Here is a 19,685-nt window from a genome sequence, read left to right as displayed (position 1 = left end):
AGGTCGCTCCCTGCCGGGAGCTTGGAGTAAGATAATATGCCTTCATTCGCACCCGCCCTTGAAACCACCCTGCACAACGCGCTGACCCATGCGTCGGAGCGCAAGCATGAATATGCGACGCTGGAGCATCTGCTGCTTGCGCTGATCGACGATGAACATGCGTCGAAGGTGATGCAGGCGTGCGGCGTGGAACTGGGCGAGCTGGGCGACGCCGTCACCCATTATCTCGACACCGAACTGGACAGTTTGAAGGTCGAGGGGTCGAGCGACCCGTCCCCCACCAGCGGTTTCCAGCGCGTGGTCCAGCGCGCCATCCTGCACGTCCAGTCGTCCGGCAAAGACGAGGTGACGGGTGCCAACGTCCTGGTCGCGCTCTTTTCCGAACGCGAATCCTATGCCGTCTACTTCCTGCAACAGCAGGACATGAGCCGTCTCGATGCCGTCAGCTATATCAGCCACGGCGTCGGCAAGGGCACGCCCACGCCCGAGCGTCAGGAAACCAAGGGCGCTGCCGAGGAGGAAAAGAAGGTGCAGGACGGGAAGGCCAAGAAGGACAGCGCCCTCGAACAGTTCACCGTCAACCTCAATGAAAAGGCGGATCGCGGCAAGGTCGACCCGCTGATCGGCCGCACGGCCGAGGTGGAGCGGACGATCCAGATCCTGTGCCGCCGCTCCAAGAACAACCCGCTCTATGTCGGCGACCCCGGCGTCGGCAAGACCGCGATCGCGGAAGGGCTGGCGCGCAAGATCGTCGAAGGCGACGTGCCCGACGTGCTCAGGGAAGCGGTCATCTACTCGCTCGACATGGGCGCGCTGCTCGCCGGCACCCGCTACCGCGGCGACTTCGAGGAGCGGCTGAAGGCGGTCGTCACCGAACTGGAAAAAATGCCGCACGCGGTTCTCTTCATCGACGAGATCCATACGGTGATCGGCGCGGGCGCGACCAGCGGCGGCGCGATGGATGCGTCGAACCTGCTGAAGCCCGCTCTGTCAGGCGGCACGATCCGTTGCATCGGATCGACCACTTACAAGGAATTCCGCAACCATTTCGAAAAGGACCGCGCCCTGCTGCGACGGTTCCAGAAGATCGACGTCAACGAACCGACGATCGACGATACGATCAAGATCCTGACCGGGCTCCGTACCGCGTTCGAGGAGCATCACCATGTCAAATATACGCCGGACGCGATCAAGGCGGCGGTGGAGCTTTCGGCGCGCTACATCAACGACCGCAAGCTGCCCGACAAGGCGATCGACGTGATTGACGAGGTCGGCGCGATGCAGATGCTGGTCGTGCCGTCCAAGCGCAAGAAGACGATCACGCCCAAGGAGATCGAGCAGGTCATCGCGACCATGGCCCGCATTCCCCCCAAGACGGTGTCGTCCGACGACAAGAGCGTGCTGGAAAGCCTGACCACGGACCTGAAGCGCGTCGTCTTCGGCCAGGACAAGGCGATCGAGGTGCTGTCGTCCGCGATCAAGCTGTCGCGCGCGGGCCTGCGCGATCCCGACAAGCCGATCGGCAACTATCTCTTCTCCGGCCCCACCGGCGTCGGCAAGACGGAGGTCGCGCGCCAGCTCGCGACCCTGCTCGGCATCCCGCTCCAGCGGTTCGACATGTCGGAATATATGGAACGCCATTCGGTCAGCCGCCTGATCGGCGCGCCTCCGGGCTATGTCGGCTATGACCAGGGCGGCCTGCTGACCGATGCCGTCGACCAGCAGCCGCACAGCGTCCTGCTGCTCGACGAGATCGAGAAGGCGCACCCGGACCTGTTCAATATCCTCCTCCAGGTGATGGACAATGGCCGCCTGACCGATCATCACGGCAAGACCGTCGATTTCCGCAACACCATCCTCATCATGACCACCAATGCCGGTGCGTCGGACATGGCGAAGGAATCGATCGGCTTTGGCGAACTGACGCGTGAGGATGTGCAGGAGGATGCGGTGAAGAAGCTCTTCACCCCGGAATTCCGCAACCGCCTCGATGCGATCGTGCCCTTCGGCTATCTGCCACCGGAAATCGTCGCCCGCGTCATCGACAAGTTCGTGCTGCAACTCGAACTGCAACTGGCCGATCGCGATGTCCACATCACCCTGGACGAGGACGCCAAGGCGTGGCTCACCAAGAAGGGCTATGACAAGCTCTATGGCGCGCGCCCGATGGGCCGCCTGATGCAGGAGAAGATCAAGCAGCCGCTGGCCGAAGAACTGCTGTTCGGCAAGCTGGTCCATGGCGGCGAGGTCCATGTCCGCATGAAGGACGAGGCCCTGGCCTTCGAAATCACCCCGGCAGCCCCGAAAAAGGGCAAGAAGGGCGGCAAGGCCAAGGCGTCGGAAGGCACGAAGTAAGCGCGATTACAGTCGCAAACGAAAAGGGCGGCCCGCTTGTGGCCGCCTTTTTTTGCCCGGCCTCAGCGCCTTGGCCAGATCGTCAAATACCGTTCTGGCTCGCAATATCTCGGGGTAACATCGGGCCGGTCCTCCAGACATCGTAGCGCGAAACATATATGGTCCTGAGGCAACAAAGGGCGAAGGAAGGTGGAACGCTGTCCTATTGCGCGCCTCCGATGCGAGGCCGCCTTCGCTGGCAGCACGCAAATATCTCGGCGGCTCCATCATGTCATTTCGTCATCGGCGGACGATCCGCATGCTTCCCCATCGCCCTTGCCCGAGAGCGCGGATCGCGAAGAGACAGCCAGCTCATCTGTCTCTCCCGCACTTGCCACATGGCTCCGCAGCTGCGAAGCAATAGCATGGAATGCGGAAGTCCGCGCTACTCGGCACAGGAATATCCATGCGGCGGCATCTTTACCTCATCGCCGGCTCTATCTCGATCAGTCTTGGCCTGATCGGCATATTCCTGCCGCTTCTCCCTACCGTGCCCTTCATGATCCTCGCCGCTTTCTGCTTCGCACGCTCCAGCCCACGCCTTGAAGCAAAGCTGCTCGATCACCCGCATTTCGGCCCGCATATCCGGAGCTGGCGCGAACGCGGCGCAATCAGCCGCCGGGGCAAGAAAGCCGCGCTCGCTGCTTTCGCCTTCAGCGCGCTGCTGGCGTTGCTCCTGTCCCCCTGGCCCTGGTATCTGCTGCCCATCGCTGCCGCTCTGGTCGGCGGCGGCTGGATCTGGACACGGCCGGAAGCCTGAAACATCCTGCACAAGGCGGAAGCGGTTTTCCGCGAGAATGATGCGACAAGAAGCCGATAGCGCGCGGTCCCGCGTCGGATGTGGCGCAGCGCGCGCCCGGCGATCATCATGCGGGCACGACGCGGTAAAATTCCAGCCCTGGCGAAAATCTCGGCTATCGCCTCATGATCGACGGAGATGGCCGAATTCCGGCTCCACAGCGATGGCGGACATGCGGCGGCCACCATCCGCTGCTTCCCCTGCGCCAACCCGGCGTCGGCTGAAACCTATCGCCCGCCGTCTCCCCTCGCGCGAGCGTCAAGAACATCCCCCCGCCCCGTCGCCCGCAGGGTACAAGACTCCGCACCGATCTGCGGGATGACGCAGCACGGAACGGCACCAGCCTGTCCAAATCGCGCGCACAACGAAAAAGGGGCCAGTCTTGCGACCGGCCCCTCGTCCTTCATCCATCCCCGAAAGGATAGGTGATCTGATTACTGACCCGAACCCGGACCGTAGCTGATTTCCACGCGACGGTTCTGGACTTCGCGGACGCCGTCGGCAGTTTCGACGCGCGGCTGCGATTCACCGAAGGCCTGGGTGGTCATGACACCATCCGGGATACCCTTCGAGGCCAGATAGGCCTTGGTGGCGTCAGCGCGGCGCTGCGACAGGCCGACGTTGTACGAAGCCGAACCCGACTTGTCCGCGTGGCCGGCCAGCATGACCTGGGCGCTGCCGCAGCTGCTGTAGGCCGAAACCGCATTGTCCAGAATGGTGGCGGCGTCAGGCGTGATGTCAGACTTGTCCCATTCGAAGAAGACAATGTACGGCCCAGGCGCACACTCGGCTGCCGGCGGAGGCGGCGGCGGCGGAGCCGCTTCAGCCGGAGCGCCGAAGTTGTAGGTCAGGCCGAGCAGCAGGCTGTGCGTGCGCAGCTTGGTGTCTGCGGTCGAACCGGCGGGGCCACCAATGGTGGTGTAAGCCGGGATCAGCTTGATGTCGTCCTGGTTGAAGAAGCGATACTTCAGCGAGACATCGACATTGTTGGTGACCGGGTAGCGAACGCCCGCGATCGCCTGCCAGGCGAAGCCGGTGTCGCTGTCATTCACCAGGTCGTTGGCCAGCTTGCCGCGCGACACGCCGACACCGCCGCCGACGAAGCCCTGCAGGCCGTCATCGGGACCGAAGTCGAGCAAACCGTTCAGCATGAACGACAGGGCAGAGGCCGCGCCGCCGAAGCCGCTCTTGTCGAGGTCGACCTTCGCGCGCTTGTAGGCAGCTTCGGCTTCCAGACGGAAACCGCCGAAGTCGTAGCCGATGTTGGCGTCGAAATCATAACCCTTATGGTAGTCCACGCCCGAAATGGTATTGCTGGCGGCACCAGCGTTACCGGGGGTGAAAGTGATGTCCTGGTCTTCGACCAGCAGCACGCCGGCGTCTACGCCAACATACCAGCTGTCATCACGCGCCAAGGCCGGGGTGGCCAGGGCTGTGGTCGCAAGCGCAGCCGCGAGGGCAAGCTTCCGCATTTGAATTCCCCTTTCAAAAGTGTCACGAAGGACTGCTGAAACCCTGTATCGGCAAGAAGGTTTCATGGCAAGTCCACAATTAGTGAAACCGTTGCAAAAATAACGCAGTAGAGCCTTGTTTCGGGGTCCGGCAGGCTATTTCGAGGATCGTTAAGACTATAATAGCCATGATCCCCAAACAAATCGAGATTATGACAAAATTACGTATATATGAGCCCATGTGCTCGCAGCGTCGCTAGTATCGCCTGAATGGTATTTCTGGCCTCGACGTCAATCAAGCTCCCTCCCGACGGGTCCGGGATGACGGGCTGGCGCACCCCTATCACCTTCTCGCCCTCCAGATAAAGCCCGTCGCTCCTCAGCGGAGCGTCACTCCATTCGGCGCCATCATGGCACAGTTCATGCCCCCGGTCCGCAATCGCCATCCGCGCGCCCGCCTGCGGCGCCACGAAGCGCCATCCGCCCTCGGTCCAGCAGGCGATATTTTCCTCGTGCCCGATCCACGCGCCGCTCGCCCCGGCGGCCACGATCCAGCATTGCCCGATCGCCGGACCGGCGGGCGGAACCGCCAGGTCGGCGCTCTCCGCCCGCCCGTGCAACAGCGCGTCGATCCGCACCAGCGCCTCGTTGTGGAACATCTCCTTCTGGGCCTGCCCCGCCAACAGCAGCGGCAGCGCCCAGCGCGGTGTCGTCTCCATGCCCATTTCCCGTTCCTCCGATCCTCACACCGAAATCATGATGCGCCCGGCCCGCCCGGTCGCGAAGGTGCCGACCTGGCGGACCTCCACCGCCACCGTCCGCCCCGCCATGTCGTCGTCGGCGATCATCGTGCCGGCATAGGTCCAGCCGGGCGCGTCCGTCTCGGCGCGCCGCACGATCGCCGCACCGTCCATCACCGCGACCGCATAAAGCTCGCGCTCCTCGCCCAGCGGCGTGTCGCTCCCGCTCAGCCAGCGCCAGCCGTTGCGGCTGCGGCGGGTCCAGCCGATCGTCCACCCGCCCGCACCGTCCGCCTGCGCATGAAGATGGACCGGCGATGGCGGCATCAGCGCCTCTCCCGTCACCGCCATCACCGCCTGCGGCGGCTCGACATCGCCGATGCCGATAGCCGACAGGCGCAGCAGGCTGCCCGGTTCGGCCTGCGTACCCGCCAGCGCCAGCGGCTCGACCAGCCGCTCCTCCTCGATCAGCAGGAAATCCTCGCCCGCCTCATGCGTCGCCATCGCCCATTCGGTCCCGCGCAGCCCGCGCCGCAGTCCGCTCAGCCGATAGCGCCCCGCCCCGATCCGTTCCGCCCTTGCGAACTGGATCAGTTCCCGGCCGGCCAGGCACAGATTGCGCCCCTGCGCCAGCCCGGGCTCGTCGCCCGACAGCAGCGCCATATCCCCGGCCAGCAGCGTCACGGCCAACCCATGCCGCTCGTCGATCAGCGTCGCGCTGCCCGGCGGCAAGGCGTCCTGCGCCGTCCCCATCACGGCGCGCGGCGCGCTCCGCCCGATCGGCGTCGCCTCCCCGCTCTCCCCGATGACGAACAGCGCCGCGCTGCGCCAGCCCGCCCCGCCGCTCGCGGCCGCCGCGACCAGCGGTGCGCTCGCCAGCCCCTCCTTCAGCATCGGTATGTCCACCAGCCGCAGGACGGTCGGCCCATGCGGCGCGTCGACCGGCCGCACGATCGCTCCCGAAGAGGCGCCGGCCGGCACGCTGCCGCCTGCGCCGGGCACCCGGCGCAGCGACAGCCGCACCGCCATCGCCTCCCATTCGCGTTCCTCGATCCGCCACAGCCCCGGCACGTCCTCGACCGACACCACCAAGCCGGGCATCAGCGCCAGCGCGCGCCAGTCGCAGCGCAGCGCCATCGTCGCCCGTCCCGTCCAGGCCGCGCCCAGCCGCGCCGCCGCTACCCCCCGCGCCGCATCCGCGCTCATCACCACCGGCAGCTCGACGCCCTGCTCCTGCCGCCCCGGTCCCGGCCGCACCACCCGCTGCACCCCCGCCTGATAGTCGCGCGCCGCGTCATAATGGCGCAGGCTCAGCGCCACCGGCACGCCATCGGCCGCCCCGCCCGATCGTTCGACCGGGTCGACCGCCTGCCCGTTCACCCGCCGCGCCAGCCCCGCCGCGCCGATCTCGCCTTCGGCCGCCATGGCCGTCCCGGTCAGGCGCAGCCCCGCCGCGTCCGACCGCAGCGCCAGCCCATGTGCCTCGACCAGCGGCGCCATCGCCTCGCGCACATCCGCCCCGCTCGCGGCAAAGCCGTCCAGCGCGGCCAGCCCCTCGCCCGCCAGCCGCCCTCCGCTCAGTTCTGCGGCGACCGTGCCGACCTCCACCGCCGTCGCGTCCGCCTCCACCTCGAATGTCAGGGACGGAATGCGGTTGCCATAGTCGGCCAGCGCCAGATCCTCGAACAGCACATAGGCGACGCCGCGATGCGCCGGCGTCAGGGCGATCCCTTCGGCCGACGCGATCAGCGGATCGACCGCCTGGTCTTCCTCGCCCGCATGGACGCGAAACCCCGACAGCTCGGTCTTGAAGTCCCCCGCCGCTCCGCGCAGCAGGTTGCCGTCCGCCCAGATGCGCCTGACGGACCGGATCGGCCGCGCCGACAGCGCCACCGCGAAACTCGCCGAATAGCTGTAGCTGGTGACGCTCGGCCGCCCCTTGCCGCCGCCGCTCTTCGATTTCGTCTCCTTCAGTTCCGTCGCCCAGATCACCGTTCCGGCGACCCGCATCGTCCCGAACAGCCTCGGCACCTGCGTGCCATAGCTCGACGTCTGCAATTGCAGGTCGGCCAGCCGCGCGCCCTCGCGCCCCTTGGGCTTGAACAGGATCTGATTGTCGATGACATTGCCGATCACCGCGCCGATCGCGCCGCCGACCGGCCCGCCGATCGCCGTCCCCACCGCCGTCAGCACCACCGTCGCCATAGCCTTCTCCCCAGCTTCGTCATTGCGGAAATTTCCGGTGGACAAGACGCCCTATTCGAGGCTCCACCACCCGATGACCGGCCATGGCGAAGCTCCCGGCGTCTCGACCACCCGTCCCAGCCCGGCATGGGCGTGGACGAAGCCCTCGCCCGTCCCGATCATCAGATGCAACTGCAACGGCCCCGGCCGCACCAGCGCCAGGTCGCCTGCCCCGCCGCGATCGACCGGCCGCAATCCCGCCGCCCTCAGCCAGGCTTCCGCCCGCCCGACACCCCCGCTGCGCAACCCATAGCCGCAGGGCACGTCCGCCCTGCCGAGCGCCAGCGCCGCCAGCCCCACGCAATCCAGCCCCGCGTCACTCCGCCCGTGCAGCCGGAACGGCACGCCCAGCAAGGCGCGCGCCCGCGCCACCACCGCGCTCATGCGCCGGGATAACGGGTCAGCAGGTCCATTCCCGGCAGATAAGGCTCGCCCCGGAAATTCACCGCATTGCCAAAGCGCCCGGCGCAGGTCGCCAGCTGCCGGTCGCACCCCTCGGTCAGCAGCGCCAGCGTCCCCGCCGTCACCGCAAAGGCCGGCGGATCGGCCAAAGTCACCCCGTCCGCGCCATTGTCCACCACCGCCTGCACCAGCCCGGCATTGGGTCCGCTGAGCCAGCGCAGCGTGCCGAAGGCATAGACCCCCGCCGCCAGCCCGCTCACCGCCACCTCAGCCGCCTCCACGCCCGCGACCGACACGATCCGCCGCCGCGCCGCCAGATCGACCCGGCACGCCCGATCACCCAGCCGCGCCCGGCAATCGGGCGAGGTGGAGGGCGCGACCGGCGCGCCCAGCACCGCCGCCGCGCCGATCAACTCGGCGGAGAAGCTGCTTCCCTTGCGCGACACCGCACCGATCTCGCCCGCCGCCAGCAGCAGCCACAGCGCACCCGGTTCCTCCCACTGCGTCAGCCGCAACTCCAGCGCCGCCCCGTCCCATCGCCCCGCCATGAGGTCGCTCTCGCTGATCGCATCACTGCTCAGCGCGCCCGCGACATCGCTATCGTCCCCGTCCAGCCCGATGCCCGATCGCACCGCGGAAGGCGTCATCCCCGGCGCGGCGCGATAGGTCAGGCCGCCCATCTCCAGGTCGCGATCATGGCTGGTCAGGCCGATCGTCACCCCGTCGCGCCGCTCGATCCGCCAGCAAAAGGCCAGCGTGCAGAGCGGCTCGTCCAGCCCCGCGCTCATTCGCGTATCTCCACCAGCGGCACCGACACCGCCTCGCCCGCGGCAAAGGTCGCCCGGTTGATCTCCAGCCGGTCCTCGGCAAAGCGCACCGGCACGTCGAACCGGAAACCGGCGGTCAGCACCACCCCCGCCGCCGGCGCCACGTCGAACGCGATCACCCCCAGCCCCGCATGGCTCCATCCCTCGGTCAGTTCCACGCCATCGGCCGCGACCCTGATGCTCCCCGCCACCGGCCGGGTGATGATCCGCGCCTGCGCCTCATCGCCCACGCCATAATGGCGCGTCAGCCGGAATTCGGCGCGCACCCCGTCGCCCACGCCCAGTCGCTGGTCGATCGGCCCCGGCGCCACGCCCGGCGCGCCGCTGCGATCATCATAGGGGTCGGTGAAGCGAAACCCGCGCGCCGCCCCGCGCCGCGCCCGGAAAAATTCGATCAGCGCCGCGATGTCCGCCTCGGATCGCACGCCCGGCCCGGCATCAAAGGACAGCCGCGCATCCGCCCAGTCGCTCGACCGCCTCTCATGGCCGCCCACGCTCTCGACGATCTGCGTCGAAAAGGCTGGCGCCAGGCTCGCCTCGCGCCCGATCGCGATCGGAAACAGCACATCGTCAAAGGCTTGCACATCATCCTCCCCATCCATGCTGAAACAGGTAAAGCCGTCGCGGCACACCTGCGGCAGCGCCCAGACAAAGGTCGCCGCCGTCCCCCGCGCCACCGACGCCTGCGCCGCCGCCGCGATCGAGCGCCATTGCGCGGCCTGTTCCGGCAGCAGCACGAAGCCCGCCAGATAATGCTGCTCCGCAACCGGATAGCCCAGCCGGCCGGTCGCCAGCGCCACGCCCCGCGCGGTCAGGTTCGGCCGCCCCTCCGTCACCCAGTCATAATCTTCCAGCTGCAGCACGTCGAAGGCGGGTGAAGCCCATCCCAGCGGCATGTTCGCCCGCTTGGCCTCGGGCGCGCGCGGATCGAGGATCGTCGGCAGATAAGCCAGCAGATGCGTCACCGCGTCGGGCGCCACCGCCCTGACCGCCGCGCACAAGGCCGCTGTCGAAGCCGCCAGCACGGCCCCCGCCGCATCCAGCAGATCCCGCTGATCGCCATCCAACGCGCCCCACACGCTCGCGATCGAAACCGGCGCCCCGCCAAGCGCCGCCCGCGCCGCATCATCATAGATGCATATCCGCCCATCCCCCGGCATCACCCACCACCAGGGTTCGCCGACCTGGAACAGGATCGGCAGGCCCGCCTCCAAGGCGATGAAAATAAACGCTCCCGCCACCGCCTGCAAATAGCCCATCGCCCCGCCATGCGCCGGCGACAACAGGGTCGAGGGCGGCGACCATCCGGTCAGCGCCGGATCGCCATTTTCCGCCCTTTGCTTCCAGTCGTTCCAGCAATGGGCGTCGAACAATTCATAGGATAGCGACCAGATGACGCCGAACCCCAGCGCCTTCGCCCGCCCTGCAAAATCCCGGTGCCACGCCGCGCAGGGCGCGTTCAGCACCCCGCCCGCCAGACTGACGTACAGCCCCGCACCCAGCCGCTCCAGCCGGAAATAATGGCTCATGCCCACATAATGGTTGATCGCCCCGCGATAGCCCAGCGCGTGGATCGCCGCGACGACCCGCTCGGGCGTCTGGTTGAAACAATCATCATAGCCGGTCGCCATGCTCAGCCCATGTTCGGGCAGCATCACATCGCCCACCGCCAGCACCGAACCCGCGCCGTCGCAGCTTATGTCGCCCAGTTCCGCCCAGCCCTCCTGCGCCGTGGCAAAGGGCGTGTCCCCCTCGTCATAATCAGGCGGCACCAGCGATATGAACATCCGGTCGACATCCCCCGCCCACACCGGGTCGGCATCCTCCGGCAGCTCATATCCGCCCACCAGCGCGGCGAAATCCAGCGTCACCACCGCATCTTCCGGCCCGCCGCTCGCATGGTTCCACAAGCGCACATACCAGGCGCGCGGGTTGCCCGCCTCGTCCCGCCCCTCGATCGTCAGCGTCGGCCCATGCGTCTCGTCCAGTTTGCGCAGGCCCGAAGACCGCCAGCGAAAGGACAGCACGCAATGCCGGAAATCCCGGCTCGTCTCATAGGCAAGCAGGGGATGGCTCCACCGATCCTCCGCTTCCCAGATCAGCCCCGCCAGATCGCCCGACCCGTAAAAGACCGCATCCACCCGCACGGCATCCGGCGCGGTGGTAACGACGTCCGCCATCATCGGCCGGGGAAAATTCACCGTCCAGTGCGTCGCGGCGAAGCGCTTGAGGACGCCCGCCTCCTGCCCCCGCCGCGCATCGGCCAGCCAATAGCCTATAGTCATCGCTCCAGCGCTCCCCTCACCGCCCGCGCGACCTGCCGCGCGCTGCGCGCCAGCAATCGCGGCTCGCTCTCGCCGCCCCGGCCATTCACCGCGATGCTCACCCGCACGTCGCGCGCCCCGCCGCCGTTCGCGACGACCTGCCCGCTCGTCGTCGGCACGAACATCTCCGGCCCGCGCTCGCCGACCATATAGGCCCGCCCCGGTGCCACCGGCCCGCCGGTCGCCCGCCCCGGCAGCCCCAGCGCCGACGACAACACGCTCGTGCCCAGTTGGACCAGCCCGCCGCTCCCGCCGCCCGCCGCCGATTGCAGCGCGCTCGCGGCAATGTCGTTCAGCACGGTGAGCGCGATCCGCTTCAGATCCTCGAAGCCGAACTTGCCCGTCCGCACCGCCCGCAGCAGCCCCTGCTCGATCCGCTGCCCGGCCCGCTCCGCCCCGGTCGCCAGCGGTCCTTCCAGCACGCCCCGCATTGCCTCGACATCGCGGTTCAGCCCCTGCGTATCGGCGCGCACCCGCACCACCAAAGTCTCGATTTCCTCGTCCATCCCCGCCCTCCGAACCTGATGGCCCCTCCCCTTCGGCGGCGGCGTCACGCGCCGCCGCCGAAGGGGAGGGGTGGGGGCGTGCCCCGCACACCCATCTCCTTTGCCTAATCCGGCATCACCCCCATCAACCGCCGCAACTCCGCCCCATCGACGCCCGCCTCGCCCGGCGCCTCCTCGCCCCGCGCCGCGCGCAGCACCGTGGCCAGTTCCGCCGGGGTCGCGCGCCAGAACTCGTCCGGCCGCCAGCCGAGCATCCATCCGGCCACCCCGGCCAGCCGCCCCGCCGCCTCGGCAAAGCGCCTCATTTTCCCGCCAGTATCTGCTGCAATATGGTCTTGAGCACCGGCGTCACCCGCGCCAGCCCGACGGCCAGCACCGCGTCCCCCAGCGCCTCGCGCGTCAACCGCTCCCGATCCACCAGGCAATGCCAGAACAAGCCCACCAGGTCAGCGAGCGACAGCTTCCCGTCCGCCGCCCGCTCGACCAGATCGAAAAGCGGCCCCAGTTCCGCCTCCGCTGCCACCAGAGCCGCGAAACTCGGCCGCAACGCCAGCGCCTCGCCGCCCAGTTCCAGCGCCGTCTCCCCCCGCTCGCGGTTCGTGCCCGGGCTCATTCCGACACCACCGGGCCGGAGCTTTCCAGGCTCAGCGCGTAATTGCGCTCGCCATTATAGTCGCCGGCATAGTCGAGCCGCGTCACCAGGAACCGCCCGCGCATCCGCTCCCCGCTCTCGAAGCTCAGCTCATATTCCGCGATCATGCCCGACAGCGCATGGTTGCGGATGCGGATCTCCGCGTCCGATCCGGTGAACAGCCCCGCAGCCGACACGCTCACCGACCGCACCCCCGCGCCCGACAGCAATTCGCGCCAGCCGCCCGAATCCTTGCTGGTGATGTTCACCGCCTCGCCGTTCACGGACAATTGGGTAGTCCGCATTCCTGCCACCGTTGCATATGTTGCGGGCATGTTTCCATCACCCACCTTCAGCAAAAACGCGCTTCCTTTTTCGACGCCCATGGCGCATTCTCCCTACCTGCGACGCCGACGTCGGAAGCACCCTGCTCCCGCCCGGAAAATCGCGAAAAACAGGAGACTTGGGACGCCTCCTGCGTCACCCGTCTCAACGTGAAAATGGGGTTATGGAGAGGTTTCGATGTTTGTTGCCGCTTCGCTCATGATGATGCTCGCCGCTCCTCCGGCCGCCGACGCCGTCGGCATGGGCCGCAAGGATTTTTCCAAATGCCTCAGCGCCCAGGTCCAGCCCAGCCTGGACAAGCGCCTCTCGGTCGGCGACTTCCAGTCGGCGATGAAGCGCGCGTGCGCCGACAAGGAAGCCGCCTTCCGCGCCGCCATCATCGCCCAGGAAAAGGCTGACGGCATATCGGACAAGGACGCCCAGGCCGACGCCGACGACCAGGTTTCCGAATATGTCGACAAGATCACCGGCGAATATGAGGAAAACAGCCGCCCGAGCTGACCGGGCCATCTCTCCCCCTCCCACGGGGAGAGATACGAAGGCTAGGCAGCTTGCTGCCTAGCCGAAGTTGAGAGGGGGCTACGTCCCCTCCCGCACCGCCCGCATCCGGTAATCCACCACCGCCCGCCATCCCGCCGCCGCACCGGCCCGCGCCACGCGCGATCGCAGCAGCCGCGCGCTGACGATCCGCCAGCCATCCTGCGTCCCCGCCGCCCCGATCGCCGGATCGACCCGCGCCATCATGCCCGCCAGCCGCCCCGGCGTCTCGTCCGCCACGACCAGCCCGATGGTCAGCCGCACCTCGCGCCCCTCGACATCCTTCCCGCCCCAGTCCGCGCCCAGGCATTCGCCGACAAAGCCGAAGGGCGCGCCCGCCCGTGCCGGCTCTCCGTCATGGAGGCCGTTGAGCTGATCCATCAGCGCCCCGTCGCCCCGCAACGCCGCGATCACCGCCGCCCGCACCGCCACTTCCGCGCTCATCGCTCTCTCCCTCGCCCTTGGCCAGCCTCGCGCAGCGCCAGCTCGCGCGACCAGCGCGCGGCCAGCCCCGGCCCGGACGCGCGCACATCCTCGCCCTCGACCACCGCCGCGACACCTTCCTCCGCCAGCGCCGCCGCAATCCGCGCACGCCGCCGCGCCGCCCGTTCCTCGACCCGCCGCTCCAGCGCCGCCCTCATGCCAGCCGCATCCGCCGGAACGGCCGCCACAGCGCGCTCACGACGGCCGGCGGCGCGGCGCTCTCGGCGCCACGCGCCAGATAATGGTCCGCCGCCAGACGCACGATCCCCTGCCGCAAAGCCTCCGGCAGCCCGTTCATCTCCCCCGCCATTCCCGCGCGATACTGGACCGCCAGCACACGCCGGTCCCCGGCCCGCGTCGATCGCACCCAGCCGTCCCCTGCCGCATCGATGTCCACGGCATAGGCGTCCACCGGCAGAGCCTCGCTCACTCCGTCGGCATCCACCGCCGCGACGTTCTCGATGCTCAGCACCGGCCGCGCCGACAGCCTTTGCCAGCCGCCGTCGCCCGCCACCGTCTCGCGCGCCGCCCGAGCGACCAGCCACTGGCCGACGAACTGCTCGCACAATGTCGCCGCGCTGCGCAGCAATCCCGCCAGCACCGCATCCTCCCCGCCCGTCTCGATCCGCAGATAGGCCTTCAGTTCCGCCAGCGACGCCGCCAGCGCCCCGCTCTCCGCTTCCGTCCGCATCAGCGCTCCTCCACCCGGATCGTCACCGATCGCTCGTCCATCTGCCCATCGGACAGCGTCACATGATTGGTCAGCCGATAGATCCGCCCCACCAGCCCGCCCGCCAGCCGCGCGCTGCTCCGCTGCGCCTCGAAAGCGCTTTCCTCCACCGCCAGCCCGCCCGCCTCCGCCGGGTCCACCGCCCAACTGCTGGCGACCAGCGTCTGCGCCGCCAGATAGGCGGACCAGTCGATCGCATGGTCGATCCGCGCCTGCGGATCCTTCACGAAAAGGCTCATCTGATCTTGCTCCCCCGTTCCGCGTCCGTCCGGCGCGAAATCGACCGCCGCGCCGTTGGCCGAAGACCCCACCGCTCCGCGCGCCAGTCGCCAGCCACCAGCCAGCGTTCCGATCCTCGGTCATCTCCAGCCCCGTGATCGCCACGCCCATTTTCCAGGAAAAAATAAGGGGGAAGGCGCGCAGCCTCCCCCCATCTGGCCGATCAGGTTGCGGCGAACGTCAGCAGCTTGCCGCCGTCTCGTTTACGAGGCGGCAAACTTCAGCAGCTTGATCGCCTCGCTGTTCGCCACGCCACCGCCGATCCGCTTGACCGCGTAGAAATGCACGAACGGCTTGTTGCTGAACGGATCGCGCAGGATGCTGGTGTCGCTGCGCTCGGCGATGACATAGCCCATCTGGAAATTGCCGAAGGCGATCGACGGGCTGTTCGCCGCGATGTCCGGCATGTCCTCCGCCTCGACCACCGGATAGCCCAGCAAGGTCGCGGGCTGCGCGGCCGACAGGCCCGGCTGCCAGATGAACGCGCCGTCGCTCGTCTTCATCTTGCGGATCACCGCCAGCGTAGCGCTGTTCATGACGAAGCACGCCCCCTGGCGATAGGGCGCGCGCAGGCTCTGCACCAGGTCGATCAGCTTGTCCTGCGGACTTGTCCCCGGGAAAGCGCCCGCCACTCCCGACGCCACATATTGCAGCGCTCCGAAGGCGCGCACGCCGTCCGCCTCGCTCGTAGCGCTATAGGTCAGAAAGCCCTTAGGCTTGTTCGTCCCATTGCCATTGACGAAGGCCGCGCCCTCCGCGACGGCGAACTCGCGGGCGATCTCCCCGGCCAGCCAGCCCTCGACATCGAACTGCGCGTCGTCCAGCATCGCCTGGCTCGCCGCCGGATTGGCGAACAGCTCGCCCGACGGCGGCACGATCTCGTTGAAGACCGGCGTCCCCGTCTCGGCCCGCGCGCCCGTCTCGCTGGCCCAACCCGACACGGTCCCGCCTGACGTCACCAGCTTGCGATAGCCCGCCGTGCCCGTCCGCACGACATTGGCGATGCCGCGAATGGGCGAAATGCCTTTAAGCGTCGTGCCGATCAACTGGTCGATCTCGCGCGGCACCGCATAGCCCCCCGCCGCGCCGCTCGCCCCGGAAAAACTCTTCAGCTCCAGCCCCGCTTCCATGCCCTGCCGCAGATAGCGCTCGACGAACGCCCCGCGCGCCGGGTCCACCGCGCCCCCCTTCACCCCGTCCAGCGCCGGCCGCTGCTGCGCCAGCAACGCCCCCTTCAGCGCCGCGACTTCGCTCTCCAGCCCCTCGATCCGCTCCCCCTGCGCCACCATGTCGAAGCTTGCTTCCAGCCCGTCCATCACCTGATCCGTCATGCCCGTCTCCACAAAAAAGGGCGGCCCAACCGGACCGCCCGAACCATTCCTTCTCCCATCGGGAGAAGGGAACGAAACCTTGCCGCAAAGCGGCTAGGCGAAGTCGGATGAGGGCGCCTCCACCCGCAACACCCGCGCCAATGGCTGCATCGGATGCGTGACCAGGCTCACCTCCACCAGCTCCAGCGCCAGCAATTCCCGCGGCCCCGCCCCGCGCGCCGCCTTCACCCGGTATCCGAAGCTCAGCCCGTCGAGAGCCCCCTGCTCAAGCGCCGCCGCCGCCTCGCGCCCGACCGCCGTCCTGCGCGACACCCGTCCAATCACGCGCAGCCCACGCGCATCTTCCCGCGCCGTCTCGATCCGGCCGATCACGCTGCCCGGCCCATGTTGCCACAACAGGGGCACGCCCGCCGCCGCGACAGCGCCAAACGCCCCCGCCCGCACCACGTCGCCACCCCGATCCACCCGATCAAAAATCGCCGCATAGCCGGCAAAGCGAAGCTCGCCGCCTTCCGCCCCATTCGTTCGCTTCGAGCGCAGTCGGGAAGCGCCCGGCACAGGCTCGGCGCTCATGCCTTCACCAGCCCGACAAGGCCCACCTTCACCGCCACCCCCAGCAGCACCAGCGCCATGCCGATCCGCACGACCCAGCCGATCACCGCCCCGCGCGCCGCCTTCTTCGCGTCGCGCCAGGCGGACAGCAGCTCGCGCAATTCCCGCACATCGCCCTCCGCGCGCCGGTCTGAAAGGCCCAGCCGCTCCAGCGCGCGCGCCGCCCCCAGCTCGCTCGCCTCCTCGATCAGCGCGCGGATCATCACCATGTCGCCCCCGCCGGGCAGCCCCGCCCCCTCCGCCTGCGCGACCAGCCGCGCCAGCATCTCCTCTTTCATCGCGCCCTCCTTTTCATCGCCCCGGCACGCGCCTATCTGACGCGCCATGAAGCGCACCCACCGCAAAGCCCTCATCGCCCTCGTCATCGCCGCGCTCGGCCTGGGCGGCTGGTATTTCGGCCTCGACCGTGCCGGCGACTGCTGGGCGAAGGGCGGCCGCTGGAACTGGAACAGCGGCTTCTGCCGCCTCGACAGCCTCGCCCGCCCCTCATGAAGCGCCTGACCTTGCTTCTCGCGCTTGCACTCACGGCAGCAGCCATCTGGCTCTGGCAGAGCGATCGGCTCGCCCAGGACAGCTGCCTCGACAGCGGCGGCCGCTGGTCCCAAGCCCAGGCCACCTGCGAGCATTAGCCGATCCCCAGCATCGCCTTCTTCTCTTCCGCCGACAGAAAATCCGCCGCCGCGACCCGCTCCCACAGCGCCGCCCGCTCGTCCGACAGCGCCGGCACCGCGTCCAGGTCCGGCTCGACCGTCACCCCCGGCCACCAGCCGGCCAGCCCCTGGCTCAACCCCGCGCAGATCTTCGCCACCAGCGGCAGGATCGCCTGCCGCCACAGCGCCTTGTTCGCCTCGCGATAATTGGCGTAGCTATTGTCGCCCGGCAGGCCCATCAGCATCGGCGGCACGCCGAAGGCCAGCGCGATCTCCCGCGCCGCCGCGCTTTTCAGCCCCACGAAATCCATCTCGGCCGGGGTCAGGCTCATCGCCTTCCAGCTGAGGCCGCCTTCCAGCAGCATCGGACGTCCCGCGTTCGCAGCGCCGGCAAAGGCCGCCTCCATCTCGCGCTTCACCCGCTCATATTGCTCGGGCGACAGCACCGATCCGTCGCCCGGCTCATAGACCATCGCGCCGCTCGGCCGCGCCGCATTGTCCAGCAGCGCCTTGTTCCAGACGCTGGCCGCATTGTGGATCGCCACCGCGCCCGCCGCAGCCCCCGCGCAGCCCAGCCCATAATGATCGTCCAGCGGATGCAGCGCCTTGATATGCAGCAGGTTCGTCCGCCCCGCGCCATCCTCGGGCGACAGCCGCGTCACGCTCTCGCCCACCCGGTACAGATAGGCCGCCGGCCACCCGCGCGCATCCGCCTCCACGCTGACCCGTTCGGGCCGCAGCGCGAACAGCTCGGCCGGCATCCCGTCCGCCCCGGCGATCAGCTGGACATAGCCATTGCCATGCAGCAGCAGATGGCAGGCCAGAGCCTCGATCAACCCCTGCCCCGCCGAAGCCCGCCCGACCAGCCCCAGCACCCGCGCCTGCTCTTCGACACCGCGCACCTTGATCGCGCACGCCCCCGCGCCCTCGGACACCAGCCGCATCGCCCGCTGCGCCACCGGATTGCCCATCACCCCGCCGCGCAGCTGCGCCTCATAGCTTGCCGGCCATTCGCCGAGCGCCACCGCCCCCGAACCCCAGGCACGCGCCAGCACCGGCCGCGCATCGCCAGATGCGGCCGCCTTCGTCCCGAACCATTTCATATGAGCATCCCCAGAACGCAAAAACCCTCTCCCCGCCGGGGGAGAGGGCTAGTGAAGGTCAGCGGCGAGGCCGCTTACCGAACTCGAAAATCCTTCACCCCTTCCGTTTACCGGAGGAGCAGCGAGACCTGCGCGCGCAGCGCGTCAGTGGCAGCGGAGCAGGCTATCCGCCTCAAGGATTGCGCGCCAACACCCGGTCGCAAACCAGTGCGGCCTCTTTACAAAGACGGTGCAACAATCAAACATCGGGTCATGTGGCCCATCGCACTAAGCCTGCTCGCTCTCGCTCAAACGACAGGGCAGTTGCAAAATTCGGTTAAGGCGAACGCTATACCGCTCGCTCTCTCGACTTCCCAAGATTATAGACTCGTGGCCCTGCCGCCGGAAGCAGCGGGCTGGGCAACCGTGAAGATCGCGCGACGCGACGGCACCGATCAACTCGATTGCGCGCCCACCGATATTGTCGGGGGAACAGGCATCGCAGTCGCAAGCTGCCGACTCATCATGATGAAACTAGGCTGGATTGCGGCGGTGCGACGCAAAGATGGTACGCCCATGACCGTACCAATCTTTCGCGTACTGTGGGAACCTGCCCCCCCTTCGTTCCAAACCGACTTTGGTGGCGCCACCCCCCTCGCAATGGACGGCAAATCACCTGTCGATGGCAAGCTCTCGCGCGAGGCGAATAATCTGCTGAGCCATTACACCACTCGGCTCGACGCCACCGGACGGCCCCGATCCTGTCGCATCACGAAATCGTCAGGCACGCGCAAATATGACGACACTGCGTGTCTAGTCGCGCTGGGTCAGCGATACTTGCCCGCTCTGGACGATCAAGGGCGACCGCGGGAAACAGACATCAGATCGTGGGTCAGTTTTGTAGACCGAGAAAAGCCACCGCGCCCATAGGCCTCAAGGATTGCGCGCCAACACCCGGTCGCAAACCGAATTGGTGCCCTCGCTCTTGCCGATCACCCGGCCCGCCAGCGCACCCGCGCCAGCGCCCAGCAAGGTCTCGCCCAGACTGCCGCCCGCGATCAGTCCAACGCCCGCGCCACCGGCCGCGCCGATCACCGTGCCCTTGTCGCGCCCCTGCTTGCCCTTGAGCAGGCAGTAGCGCACATCGTCCCGATCACGCGGCGCGGCCCTTGCGACCCGCGCCCGATCCTTGCTGTTGAGGCTGGCCGCCAGAACCGGCGTCGCGGCAACCGACACACCGACGACGGCCGCCAGAATCTTGGCCATCTTCATGACATTCACTCCATCGAAATCTACCGGATCAGAAACGACCTGCGGT

General features: G+C 68.1%; 23 protein-coding genes. 4 read left to right on the top strand and 19 right to left on the bottom strand.

The features are described 5' to 3' along the window. Nucleotides 1-36: 36 nt before the first annotated feature. Together clpA and A7Q26_RS18745 are read left to right on the top strand one after the other, a co-directional pair. Nucleotides 37-2,355: an ATP-dependent Clp protease ATP-binding subunit ClpA gene (gene clpA / locus A7Q26_RS18750; protein ID WP_066862672.1), complete on the top strand. Its 2,319-nt coding sequence runs from the start codon at nucleotides 37-39 to the stop codon at nucleotides 2,353-2,355. A gap of 445 nt (nucleotides 2,356-2,800) precedes the next feature. Continuing rightward, nucleotides 2,801-3,154, top strand: coding sequence for a YbaN family protein (locus A7Q26_RS18745; RefSeq protein WP_066862669.1), 354 nt, complete (start codon nucleotides 2,801-2,803; stop codon nucleotides 3,152-3,154). Nucleotides 3,155-3,627: 473 nt separating this feature from the next. On the opposite strand, the gene A7Q26_RS18740 is transcribed toward A7Q26_RS18745, so the two are convergent. The 10 genes from A7Q26_RS18740 to A7Q26_RS18695 form a co-directional block, all read right to left on the bottom strand. Further along, nucleotides 3,628-4,665: an OmpA family protein gene (locus A7Q26_RS18740; protein WP_066862665.1), complete on the bottom strand. Its 1,038-nt coding sequence runs from the start codon at nucleotides 4,663-4,665 to the stop codon at nucleotides 3,628-3,630. Nucleotides 4,666-4,865: 200 nt separating this feature from the next. Beyond that, nucleotides 4,866-5,363: a DUF2793 domain-containing protein gene (locus A7Q26_RS18735; protein ID WP_066862954.1), complete on the bottom strand. Its 498-nt coding sequence runs from the start codon at nucleotides 5,361-5,363 to the stop codon at nucleotides 4,866-4,868. 24 nt (nucleotides 5,364-5,387) lie between these two features. Beyond that, the gene (locus A7Q26_RS18730; RefSeq protein WP_066862663.1) at nucleotides 5,388-7,589 is read right to left on the bottom strand and encodes a phage tail protein; all 2,202 of its coding nucleotides are present in this window, start codon (nucleotides 7,587-7,589) and stop codon (nucleotides 5,388-5,390) included. A gap of 51 nt (nucleotides 7,590-7,640) precedes the next feature. Then, a complete protein-coding gene (locus A7Q26_RS18725) occupies nucleotides 7,641-8,012 on the bottom strand; it encodes a peptidoglycan endopeptidase (protein WP_198162981.1) in 372 nt (123 codons plus the stop codon). Next, entirely contained in the window at nucleotides 8,009-8,818 is an 810-nt protein-coding gene (locus tag A7Q26_RS18720) for a DUF2163 domain-containing protein (RefSeq protein WP_066862661.1), read from the bottom strand. Before A7Q26_RS18720 ends, A7Q26_RS18725 begins: the two co-directional genes overlap by 4 nt. Next, on the bottom strand, nucleotides 8,815-11,142 hold the full coding sequence (locus tag A7Q26_RS18715) for a DUF2460 domain-containing protein (RefSeq protein ID WP_066862659.1): 2,328 nt from the start codon (nucleotides 11,140-11,142) through the stop codon (nucleotides 8,815-8,817). The genes A7Q26_RS18720 and A7Q26_RS18715 overlap by 4 nt, the downstream gene beginning before the upstream one ends. Further along, the gene (locus tag A7Q26_RS18710) at nucleotides 11,139-11,687 is read right to left on the bottom strand and encodes a tail tape measure protein (protein ID WP_066862656.1); all 549 of its coding nucleotides are present in this window, start codon (nucleotides 11,685-11,687) and stop codon (nucleotides 11,139-11,141) included. Before A7Q26_RS18710 ends, A7Q26_RS18715 begins: the two co-directional genes overlap by 4 nt. Before the next feature lie 104 nt (nucleotides 11,688-11,791). Beyond that, entirely contained in the window at nucleotides 11,792-11,992 is a 201-nt protein-coding gene (locus A7Q26_RS18705; RefSeq protein WP_066862654.1) for a phage tail assembly chaperone, read from the bottom strand. Beyond that, nucleotides 11,989-12,300: a GTA-gp10 family protein gene (locus tag A7Q26_RS18700; RefSeq protein ID WP_066862651.1), complete on the bottom strand. Its 312-nt coding sequence runs from the start codon at nucleotides 12,298-12,300 to the stop codon at nucleotides 11,989-11,991. The genes A7Q26_RS18705 and A7Q26_RS18700 overlap by 4 nt, the downstream gene beginning before the upstream one ends. Beyond that, complete coding sequence (locus A7Q26_RS18695; RefSeq protein WP_066862648.1) at nucleotides 12,297-12,704, bottom strand: phage tail tube protein; 408 nt, start codon at nucleotides 12,702-12,704, stop codon at nucleotides 12,297-12,299. The genes A7Q26_RS18700 and A7Q26_RS18695 overlap by 4 nt, the downstream gene beginning before the upstream one ends. Nucleotides 12,705-12,840: 136 nt before the next feature. Between A7Q26_RS18695 and A7Q26_RS18690 the strand changes: the two genes are divergently transcribed. Then, a complete protein-coding gene (locus A7Q26_RS18690) occupies nucleotides 12,841-13,164 on the top strand; it encodes a hypothetical protein (protein ID WP_066862644.1) in 324 nt (107 codons plus the stop codon). Nucleotides 13,165-13,242: 78 nt separating this feature from the next. On the opposite strand, the gene gp17 is transcribed toward A7Q26_RS18690, so the two are convergent. The 7 genes from gp17 to A7Q26_RS18655 all read right to left on the bottom strand — a co-directional run bounded on the left by gp17 (nucleotide 13,243) and on the right by A7Q26_RS18655 (nucleotide 16,913). Continuing rightward, on the bottom strand, nucleotides 13,243-13,644 hold the full coding sequence (gene gp17, locus A7Q26_RS18685; protein WP_066862641.1) for a tail completion protein gp17: 402 nt from the start codon (nucleotides 13,642-13,644) through the stop codon (nucleotides 13,243-13,245). Beyond that, a complete protein-coding gene (locus A7Q26_RS18680; RefSeq protein WP_066862638.1) occupies nucleotides 13,641-13,841 on the bottom strand; it encodes a hypothetical protein in 201 nt (66 codons plus the stop codon). The genes gp17 and A7Q26_RS18680 overlap by 4 nt, the downstream gene beginning before the upstream one ends. Next, on the bottom strand, nucleotides 13,838-14,374 hold the full coding sequence (locus tag A7Q26_RS18675; protein WP_066862635.1) for a head-tail connector protein: 537 nt from the start codon (nucleotides 14,372-14,374) through the stop codon (nucleotides 13,838-13,840). Before A7Q26_RS18675 ends, A7Q26_RS18680 begins: the two co-directional genes overlap by 4 nt. Further along, nucleotides 14,374-14,652 (bottom strand): phage fiber-tail adaptor protein, encoded by a 279-nt coding sequence (locus A7Q26_RS18670; RefSeq protein ID WP_066862632.1) that lies wholly within the window; start codon nucleotides 14,650-14,652, stop codon nucleotides 14,374-14,376. The genes A7Q26_RS18675 and A7Q26_RS18670 overlap by 1 nt, the downstream gene beginning before the upstream one ends. A gap of 243 nt (nucleotides 14,653-14,895) precedes the next feature. Then, nucleotides 14,896-16,023: a phage major capsid protein gene (locus A7Q26_RS18665; protein WP_066862948.1), complete on the bottom strand. Its 1,128-nt coding sequence runs from the start codon at nucleotides 16,021-16,023 to the stop codon at nucleotides 14,896-14,898. Nucleotides 16,024-16,116: 93 nt separating this feature from the next. Next, nucleotides 16,117-16,596 carry an HK97 family phage prohead protease gene (locus A7Q26_RS18660; RefSeq protein WP_084439207.1) on the bottom strand — a complete coding sequence of 160 codons (480 nt, stop codon included), beginning with the start codon at nucleotides 16,594-16,596 and terminating at the stop codon, nucleotides 16,117-16,119. Continuing rightward, entirely contained in the window at nucleotides 16,593-16,913 is a 321-nt protein-coding gene (locus tag A7Q26_RS18655; RefSeq protein ID WP_066862943.1) for a DUF6127 family protein, read from the bottom strand. The genes A7Q26_RS18660 and A7Q26_RS18655 overlap by 4 nt, the downstream gene beginning before the upstream one ends. 46 nt (nucleotides 16,914-16,959) lie before the next feature. On the opposite strand from A7Q26_RS18655, the gene A7Q26_RS25715 reads away from it, so the two are divergent. Further along, nucleotides 16,960-17,127 (top strand): hypothetical protein, encoded by a 168-nt coding sequence (locus A7Q26_RS25715; protein ID WP_198162980.1) that lies wholly within the window; start codon nucleotides 16,960-16,962, stop codon nucleotides 17,125-17,127. A 133-nt stretch (nucleotides 17,128-17,260) separates the two neighbouring features. On the opposite strand, the gene A7Q26_RS18650 is transcribed toward A7Q26_RS25715, so the two are convergent. Together A7Q26_RS18650 and A7Q26_RS18645 are read right to left on the bottom strand one after the other, a co-directional pair. After that, complete coding sequence (locus A7Q26_RS18650; protein WP_066862629.1) at nucleotides 17,261-18,388, bottom strand: phage portal protein; 1,128 nt, start codon at nucleotides 18,386-18,388, stop codon at nucleotides 17,261-17,263. 912 nt (nucleotides 18,389-19,300) lie between these two features. After that, a complete protein-coding gene (locus A7Q26_RS18645) occupies nucleotides 19,301-19,639 on the bottom strand; it encodes a hypothetical protein (protein WP_066862627.1) in 339 nt (112 codons plus the stop codon). Nucleotides 19,640-19,685: the final 46 nt, after the last annotated feature.

The sequence above is a fragment of the Sphingobium sp. TCM1 genome (genome assembly GCF_001650725.1).
In the GTDB taxonomy this organism is placed as follows: domain Bacteria; phylum Pseudomonadota; class Alphaproteobacteria; order Sphingomonadales; family Sphingomonadaceae; genus Sphingobium.
This window is presented reverse-complemented; position numbering and strand designations above follow the sequence as displayed.